Origin of the sequence: Caldisericum sp. (genome assembly GCA_022759145.1) — a bacterium.
In the GTDB taxonomy this organism is placed as follows: Bacteria; Caldisericota; Caldisericia; order Caldisericales; family Caldisericaceae; genus Caldisericum.
This window is the reverse complement of the sequence record JAEMPV010000068.1, coordinates 1-3,541: the sequence shown is the minus strand read 5'-3', so window position 1 is coordinate 3,541 and position 3,541 is coordinate 1. Positions and strand designations below refer to the sequence as shown.

The 3,541-nt window shown below is 36.8% G+C and carries 4 protein-coding genes; 3 read left to right on the top strand and 1 reads right to left on the bottom strand.

The genetic code is table 11. The annotated features are described in order from the left end of the window. Nucleotides 1–45 precede the first annotated feature (45 nt). Entirely contained in the window at nt 46–957 is a 912-nt protein-coding gene (locus JHC30_04755; protein MCI4463464.1) for a diguanylate cyclase, read from the top strand. Here JHC30_04755 and JHC30_04750 read toward each other — a convergent pair. Beyond that, complete coding sequence (locus JHC30_04750; protein MCI4463463.1) at nt 951–1,616, bottom strand: DUF2344 domain-containing protein; 666 nt, start codon at nt 1,614–1,616, stop codon at nt 951–953. The two genes, JHC30_04755 and JHC30_04750, sit on opposite strands and share 7 nt — an antisense overlap. A gap of 132 nt (nt 1,617–1,748) precedes the next feature. Between JHC30_04750 and JHC30_04745 the strand changes: the two genes are divergently transcribed. Then, nucleotides 1,749–2,513 carry an ABC transporter ATP-binding protein gene (locus JHC30_04745; protein ID MCI4463462.1) on the top strand — a complete coding sequence of 255 codons (765 nt, stop codon included), beginning with the start codon at nt 1,749–1,751 and terminating at the stop codon, nt 2,511–2,513. After that, nucleotides 2,510–3,463: a SufD family Fe-S cluster assembly protein gene (locus tag JHC30_04740; protein MCI4463461.1), complete on the top strand. Its 954-nt coding sequence runs from the start codon at nt 2,510–2,512 to the stop codon at nt 3,461–3,463. The genes JHC30_04745 and JHC30_04740 overlap by 4 nt, the downstream gene beginning before the upstream one ends. Nucleotides 3,464–3,541: the final 78 nt, after the last annotated feature.

The window sequence follows — 3,541 nt, the reverse complement described above, 5'->3', positions numbered from 1 at the left end:
CTTTTTTTCTTTTTACAATTCTGTTATAATTTTTAGAGGTGATAAATGAAAAAGGCAATTAAAGAATACTATGAAACTGCAACCGACAACACAATCGATGGCATTTACTTTGTTGATAGAAAAAGAAAGATCCTCTACTGGAATAAGGCAGCAGAAGAGATTACAGGCTATAAAAGTGAAGAAGTAGTTAATAGAAGATGTTTTGAGAATATCCTCAGGCATGTTGACGATAAGGGAACACTTCTTTGCAAATCAAGATGCCCTCTTGTTAAGGCTATCGAAACAGGGAAAATTGTTTCTGAGAATGTGTATCTTCATGATAAAAATGGCGCAAGAATCCCAGTTTATGTTGAGGCAATTCCTGTAAGAAATAGAAAAGGCGAAATTGTTGGTGCGGTTGAAAGATTTACCCAGAGCTGGGGATTAGCACTTGTAAGAGAAAACATCCAGAAACTTCAAAAAGAAGCATTCATAGATCCACTAACGCAAATACCAAATAGAAGATACCTTGAAAAGAAAATTGATGAGGCAATTAAAGAAGTAAAGGCTTTAAATAGAGAAGACGGTTTTCTTTTTATAGACATTGATAACTTCAAAAAGTTGAACGATACCTTTGGACATCTTGTAGGTGATAAAGTCCTTAAAGCAGTTGCACAAACAATTCTTTCGAACATAAAACCTATGGATACAGTGGGGCGTTATGGCGGCGAGGAATTTGCTGTAGTTTTAAAAGATATAAGCAGTGAAAATCTCAAAAAGTTTGCAGAAACACTTCGAATCCTCATTTCACACTCTTCAATAGACTCTGACGATGGGCATGAAATCTCTGTAACTGTTTCAATTGGTTGCACGAAAATCAGGGAAGATGATACAGTTGAATCGCTTGTTAAACGAGCAGATTCTCTTATGTATCAAGCAAAACTATCGGGGAAAAATACTTGCAGGTTTGGTCAATAATTAAGGTCAAAGGGAGATAAAAGCCTTCCTTTATCAACGACAAGTGTATTTTTCCTTACGACATACTCAAATTCTACAGGCACAAGATTTGAAAGGATATTTTCAAACTCGTTCATCTTTATGCTTCCTTCACGAAGATACAGGGTTGTCATAAGTATCTGAAAATGCGGTTTTGAAAACTCGTAAAGTTCAACTCTATCAATAAACTTTCTTACATCCTTTAACTTTCCCTCCCTAACAATTGCAATCTCTTTCTTTTCAGCAATTTCGGATAACGCTTTCAACAAATCAGCCTCGTTTAAATCCTCTTTTGTATGTCCAAAAACCAAATTTGTAAAAACTGCTTCAAATGAAGTAATAGACCTTGCAGAATATGGCATTGGCTTTATCCTTTTAATTACAAGAAGGTTTGAGAATGCTTCATTCAACAAGGTAAAAACCCTATCAAGGTCAACTTCCTCTTTTAAGAAGAAGTCAAAGTATTCATCCTCGCCAACCATTCCAACGCTCAGGGGAAAGCCTAATTCAAGTTGGACTCTTTTGTTAAAACCCTCGGTATATTTCAAAGGAAGCCCTGTTCTCCTTAGCCCACGCTCAATGAGAGTCTTCATATCGAGGTGACCAAGGTAAAAAATCTCATAAGGCCTCTCAAAATTCACTCTTATTCTCACACTGTTTATTATAACATGGGGAAATTTATAATCAAGCCTTTTAATTGTTCAATCTTGAATCTTTTTGCTTGTAATATATTACTTTTTGTGTTATAATTTTTTAGTGAAATGAGGTGAAATATGCTAAAACTTGAAAACATAAGTTATAAGGCGGAAAACAAAATAATCCTCCGCGACATCTCAATGGAGTTTGAAGAGGGCAAAAAGTATGCAATCCTTGGCGTAAACGGTGCAGGAAAAAGCACTCTTGGCTATATCATTATGGGACTTGAAGATTACAAACCTCAAACAGGAAGAATACTTCTTGATGGTGAAGATATTACAAACCTTCCAATATATGAGCGAGCAAAAAGAGGGATAACCCTTGTATTTCAGGAGCCTCCACGGTTTGAAGGTATAAGTATTGGTGCATATCTTACACTTGGCGGGAAGATAAAAATCGAAAAGGCGGAATTGGAAAATATCCTTGAAACGGTGGGTTTGAGCCCGAAATTGTATATGTCAAGGAAAGTTAACGGAAGCTTGAGCGGTGGCGAGAGAAAAAGGGTTGAACTTGCATCTATTTTAGTCCTAAAGCCAAGGTATGCCATTCTTGATGAGCCAGACTCTGGAATTGACATTATGAGCCTTGAAATGGTAAACAATGTCCTCAATTATATTGCTTCATACGGTGGCACACCAATAATCATAACACACAGAGAAGAGATGGCAGAAAATGTTGATTTTGCATACCATATCTGTAATGGTGTAGTCCTACACAAAGGGAAAGCAACAGAAGTTATTGAAGAATACAAAAAAGAGTGCGGGATATGCGACCATCCAAACGTACCCGAGAAAAACGAAAAAGCAATGACTTCTAAAGAAAAAGAGGAGGTGTCAAAATGAGTATAAATGTTACAAATGAATATAAAGAACTCGTAGAGGCGCTTGAGAAAAATGGCGCTGATGCTTCAAAATACTTTGATAAAAGAGTTGCATCAATTATTATAAGCGGAAATAGAGTAATAGGACTAAACAATGTAAAGGGAGTAAAACTTACTCCAACACAAATCGAAAACGGTGTTAAAGTTGATATGGAGATAGAAGAAGGAACTATCCTACCAATTCCTATACATGTTTGCACAGGCTATGTCGAGAAAAAGGGGCTTCAAAATGTCGTGTTTAACATAAGGATAAGGAAAAATGCAAAGGTAAAGTTTACCGCTCACTGTGTATTCCCACAGGTAGAAGAGTTTACACACAACGCCATTTCTAATGTTATTGTTGAGGAAGGCGCAATAATGGAGTATAATGATGAACACTTCCATTCAGATCTGGGCACTATAAACTTAAGGACAATCACAAACGCAAAAGTCGAAAAGGGCGGCATATACAAAAATAGTTTTACTCTTACAAAGACACGGGTAGGAAAACTCTATGTTGAGATGAACCTCGACCTTGGAGAAGAGGCATCTGGGGAACTTGTATCAAAAATAAAAGGCACAAAAGATGACTCTATTGAAATAAAAGAGGCGCTTAATCTTAATGGCGTCCGTTCAAGAGGGATTGCAAAGTCAACAGTTGTTGCCCTTGATGAGACAAAAGCAAATATCGTAAATATCGCCTATGGAAATGCTCCTTACTCATTTGGACATGTGGAGTGTAACGAAATTACAAAAGGTGATAAGGTTGATGTAAAAACCGAGCCAATCCTCAAGGTTGTAAACGACCTTGCAGAACTTACACATGAAGCATCCATCGGAAGAGTAAATAGAAGGCAACTTGAAACCCTTATGGCAAAGGGCTTGACAGAGGATGAAGCAACAGAACTAATCATAAAGGGCATATTACAGTAAAAATCACATATTATTAAACTATCACACTCCCCCTTAATCGGGGGAGTTTTTTTATAAAAATTTCCTCATATGATTTTG